The following is a 5,253-nucleotide window of genomic DNA, read 5'->3' as shown; positions in this document are numbered from 1 at the left end:
ATAACAGGTAAATCAAAAGAAAAGGATTTTAAAATTCCTGTATCGAAAAGAAAATTTCGAATACTGGTAATAAAGCCATACAGAATGGCTAATGGAAACAATATTTTTCGCAGTAAATTCATTTTACGAAAGTAAAACATTTTATGATAATGCAGAAAGTAATTACAAGTCTAAAATATTCTAAACAATACAAAAACCATCCGGGATAGACTTTAAAAAAAGCATATTTATTTATAAGAATTTTAAAACACTATTTAAAGTAGATAAAAGAAATGCTTTTTTGGCATACTATTTTTAATAAAAAATGGTGCCTTCAAATAGGATTAATACAAATTAGCATACCGATTTTTAGCTTATTATGAAATCGATTTGGCTCCAATAAATTTTCTCGAAAAAAAAATTTACATTCAAACATTAATTGTATTTTTGTTAAAAATAAAACAATTACACATTATTTGTGATTAATATTTAAATATAATTAAAAATTTCAAATGCAATAAAAAAACCTAATTCGTTTAACCTACAATCTTCTCAACATGAAAAAAAACTACATTATTGGTGCTATGCTATCATTGTTTGCAGGAACTATCCAAGCTCAAAAAGATAAAATAAAAGCAGCCGAAAAAGAAATGAATAGTGGCAATCTTCAAAATGCAGTTATTATTCTTAAAAGTGTCGAATATCAAATCTATAATTCAAATGATGAAGAGAAAACCTTATTTTATTTTGTTCAAGGGAGCTCCTATTTAGGATTAGCTGATAAAAATATTGAGGAGGGAACAAATTTAGCTTTAGCTGCAAAATCATTCCAAGAATTAATCAAAGCCGAATCCGAATCAGGAAAAATTAAATACTCCAGTCAAGTTCAAAACTCTTTTAAGAACATTAAAGGACGATTGATAAATAGCGCCATAAAAGATTCTAAAACAGACAAATTTATCGAATGTGGCTCAAAACTCTATGAAGCTTATTTACTGGACAAAAAAGACACAATTAACTTATATTACGCAGCATCAGCCTTTGTAAGTGGAAAAGATTTTACTTCCGCACTTAAACACTACGAAACACTTAAAGCCATCAACTATTCTGGAATTGGAACCTATTATTATGCAATCAATAAAACAACACTAGTTGAAGATAACTTCCCAACTGCTAATGAAAGGGATATTTTCGTTAAAGCTGGCACCCATGAAAAACCAAGAACCGAGAAAGGACTATCAAAAAGAGGGGAAATTTATAAAAACATTGCTCTGATTTATGCTCAAAATGGGGAGACAGAAAAAGCAAAAAAAGCAATTTCGGATGCCCGAAAAAAAAATCCAGAGGACGATTCCTTAGCTTTAACAGAAGCTGACTTATATTTAGAATCTAAAGACTATAACTCGTACAAAAAGATGGTAGCCACTATTTTAGAAAAGAACCCAAATGATGTGAATTTAGTTTTCAATCTAGGAGTACTAAGTTCAAAAGCAAATAACCCCGCCGAAGCCGAAACTTTTTACTTAAAAGCAGTTTCCATTGACCCACAATATATTAAAGCTTATATTAATTTATCCGTTTTAAAACTGGAAGGGGTAAAGACAATAAATGACGACATGGATAAATTAGGCGCATCTGCAAAAGACATGAAAAAATACAATGTGTTAAAAGTAAAAAGAGATGACATCTATAAAAGTGTTATTCCCTATCTCAAAAAAGCAGTTGAAATAGACCCTAAAGACAAAGAGATTTCACAAAGTCTTTTAAGTGTTTATAATGCTTTAGATATGACAGCCGAATACAAAGATTTAAAAGCCAAAGCTGTTTATTAATCCCTATGCCTCCTCGAATCAAAGCAGTACTGTTTTGATTCGATTATTTTTTTGTAGCTAACTAAAAAAATACTGGCATACTAACACCTTTTGGACAGTTGTTCCAATTCAGTATGTTTTCCATATATTAATCTCCAAATTTACCCTTAATAATACAATCTTAGCTTTAGAAAAAACGTCATATAAAATAACAAATAGGAGCAATATTTTTCGAAAGAAATTCATTTTTCGAAAATATAATATTTTATCTTTGAGCGGAAATTATTAAAAACAAACTAACATTAACTTTTCGAATTAATACAAAATAGTTTGTGATCTTAATTCATAAAAACAGATTAATAAATACCCCGAAAAGATTAAAAAAATGATTACAATAAAAGAAATTCTTTCTGTTCTTGAAGAGATGGCTCCATTGGCTTATGCCGAAGATTTTGACAATGTAGGCTTAATAATTGGAGACGAAAATACTGAAGCAACAGGCGTTTTAGTTTGCCATGATGCTTTAGAAAATGTAATTGAAGAAGCCATTGCCAAAAAATGCAATTTGATTGTTTGCTTTCACCCTATTTTATTCAATGGAATAAAGAAAATAACTGGAAAAAATTATGTAGAACGCGCCATTCTAAAAGCTATAAAAAATGATATTGCCATTTATGCTGTCCATACCGCATTGGACAACCATCCAGAAGGCGTGAATAAAATATTTTGTGACACTTTAGAACTGATAAACACTCAGATCTTAATCCCAAAACAAAATCACATCCGAAAGTTAGTTACCTACACCATTAGAGACAATGCCGAAAAAGTTCGAAATGCTTTATTCGAAGCTGGAGCAGGAAGCATTGGAAATTATGACAAATGCAGCTTCAACTCCGAAGGAACATTTACTTATCAAGGCAATGAAAAAAGTGAACCAACCATTGGTGAAAGAGGTGTAATGTCTAGAGGAACAGAGGTTAAAATCGAAGTTGTTTATGCCAAGCATTTAGAAGCAAAAATCATAAAAGCATTAAAAGAAAACCATATTTACGAAGAAGTCGCCACTGAAATCTACAATATGAAAAACACCTTTAACCATATTGGTCTAGGAATGATTGGTGAACTGGAAGAACCAATGGCTGAAAAGGATTTTCTTCAGTATGCAAAAGATAAAATGGGAGCCAATGGAATTCGTCACTCCGCCTTTACTGGAAAAAAAATAAAAAAAGTGGCAGTCTTGGGTGGATCAGGAAGTTTTGCAATAAAAAATGCCATTCAAGCCGGTGCTGATGTTTTTTTGACAGCAGATTTGAAATATCATCAATATTATGAAGCCGAAAATCAACTTTTATTAGCCGATATTGGACATTTTGAAAGCGAACGTTATACAAAAGAGTATATTGTTGATTATCTTAGAAAAAAAATCCTTAATTTTGCAATCATTTTATCGGAAGAAAATACAAATCCAGTTAAGTACTTATAGAATATGGCGAATACGAAAGAATTAAGTGTTGAGGACAAGTTAAGAGCAATTTACGATTTACAACTAATTGACTCTAGAATTGACGAAATCAGAAACGTTAGAGGAGAACTTCCTTTAGAAGTTGAGGATTTGGAAGATGAAGTTGCAGGTTTAAGCACTCGTTCAGAGAAATTGAAAGGGGAATTAGAAGTTATCGAAAACCTTATCAAAGAAAAAAAGAATGCAATTGACGAACACAAAGAAGCTGTCAAAAAATACACTAAACAACAAGAAAGCGTTCGTAATAACCGCGAATTCAACTCTTTGACTAAAGAAATCGAATTTCAAGAATTAGAAATTCAATTAGCTGAAAAGCAAATCAAAGAAATGAAAGCTTCTATCGAGCATAAAAAAGAAGTGATTTCTTCTTCAAAAGAGAGATTGGAATCTAAATCATCTCACTTGAAACATAAAAAATCAGAATTGGAGTCTATCATGGCTGAAACTCAAAAAGAAGAAATCTTCTTGACTGAGAAATCTGCAGAATATGAAGCATTGATTGAAGATCGTTTATTGGTTGCCTACAAAAGAATCAGAAGCAGTGTTCGTAACGGACTGGCAGTTGTTTCTATCGAAAGAGGTGCATCAGCAGGATCATTCTTTACAATTCCACCACAAACACAAGTAGAAATTGCTTCTAGAAAGAAAATCTTAATCGATGAGCACTCTGGAAGAATCTTAGTCGACAGTGTTCTGGCTGAAGAAGAAAGAGAGAAAATGGAACAATTATTTTCTAAATTCTAAAAATAACTAAGCCTCGAATTTCGAGGCTTTTTTTATACCCCCATATTTTGAGCCTAAAAAAAAGCATCCGATTTCTAACTGTCAAATCCGTTGGTCTTTACATCAACCTACTCAGTTTGATTCATCCTAAAAAGGCATTACAACTATCCTATGCACTTTTTACAAATCCTAGAATTGGAAGAATACCCAATGACCAACTTCCAGAAATTCTGCAAAACACAATCAAAGAAACATTCCAACACAACGAACACCAATTCCAAACCTACACTTGGGAAGGAAATGACACCAAAATCCTTTTGGTTCACGGTTGGGAAAGCAATTCGGCCCGTTGGGAGAAAACCCTGCCCTATCTGCAAAAATCAGGAAGTACCATCATAGCCATAGATGCGCCCGCTCACGGACAAAGCAGCGGCAAGGAGTTCAACGTACCGCGTTATGCAGAGTTCATCAACAAAGCAGTCAAAAAATACAACCCAAGCATCATAATTGGCCACTCCATAGGTGGTGCGGCTTGCGTTTATCATCAATATTTGCATCCTGAAACCAGCATTGAAAAAATGGTGATTCTAGGCGCTCCCTCCGATTTAAAAACATTAATCGACAATTACATCCAAATGTTGAGCCTCAATCGAAAAATGTTCACACTATTGGAAAAACGTTACTTAGAAAATTTTAATTTCAAACTGGAAGATTTCTCCGGTGGCGCATTTGCCAAACATATCAATATCGAAGGAATCATTGCTCACGACACCTCCGATACTGTAGTCGCATTCGAAGAAGGTCAAAAAATCGCAAGTGGCTGGAAAAAAGGACGTTTCATCACAACTAAAGATTTAGGACATTCTATGCACGATGATGATTTGTACCAAGAAATATATCGTTTTTTATTTGAAGCCGAAGAATAGGTTTCATTGTTATTATGAATTCTCTTCGTCCATTATATCAATTTGAATTTCAATTAATAAATTAAAACAATATGATAGCAGTTATTTTTGAAGTTATTCCAAACGAAGGAAAAAAAGAAGAATATCTTGATATCGCCGCAAGTCTGCGTCCGGAATTAGATCACATTGAAGGTTTTATTTCCATCGAACGCTTTCAGAGTTTTAGCAATCCTGAAAAGGTTTTGTCTTTGTCTTTTTGGAAAAATGAGGAAAGCATTCAGCAATGGCGAAATCTTGAAATGCATCGTCACGC

Annotated in this window: 5 protein-coding genes and 1 pseudogene; 5 read left to right on the top strand and 1 reads right to left on the bottom strand. The window is 32.8% G+C overall.

Features of this window, described 5'->3' with window-relative positions; all coding sequences use genetic code 11:
* Nucleotides 1-122, bottom strand: a pseudogene (locus tag VFS71_RS10275) (tetraacyldisaccharide 4'-kinase); the annotation flags it as partial.
* A gap of 414 nt (nt 123-536) precedes the next feature.
* Between VFS71_RS10275 and VFS71_RS10270 the strand changes: the two are divergent.
* The 5 genes from VFS71_RS10270 to VFS71_RS10250 form a co-directional block, all read left to right on the top strand.
* Entirely contained in the window at nt 537-1,811 is a 1,275-nt protein-coding gene (locus tag VFS71_RS10270; RefSeq protein ID WP_326401109.1) for a tetratricopeptide repeat protein, read from the top strand.
* A gap of 367 nt (nt 1,812-2,178) precedes the next feature.
* A complete protein-coding gene (locus tag VFS71_RS10265; RefSeq protein WP_326401110.1) occupies nt 2,179-3,273 on the top strand; it encodes a Nif3-like dinuclear metal center hexameric protein in 1,095 nt (364 codons plus the stop codon).
* Nucleotides 3,274-3,276: 3 nt separating this feature from the next.
* Entirely contained in the window at nt 3,277-4,056 is a 780-nt protein-coding gene (locus VFS71_RS10260; RefSeq protein ID WP_326401108.1) for a hypothetical protein, read from the top strand.
* Nucleotides 4,057-4,103: 47 nt separating this feature from the next.
* On the top strand, nt 4,104-4,961 hold the full coding sequence (locus tag VFS71_RS10255) for an alpha/beta fold hydrolase (protein ID WP_326401107.1): 858 nt from the start codon (nt 4,104-4,106) through the stop codon (nt 4,959-4,961).
* Between the two features lie 71 nt (nt 4,962-5,032).
* Nucleotides 5,033-5,253 (top strand): antibiotic biosynthesis monooxygenase (locus VFS71_RS10250; RefSeq protein ID WP_326401106.1); only part of this gene is annotated, 221 nt, incomplete at its 3' end.

It is taken from the genome of Flavobacterium sp., assembly GCF_035760125.1.
Classification (GTDB): domain Bacteria; phylum Bacteroidota; class Bacteroidia; order Flavobacteriales; family Flavobacteriaceae; genus Flavobacterium.
This window is presented reverse-complemented; position numbering and strand designations above follow the sequence as displayed.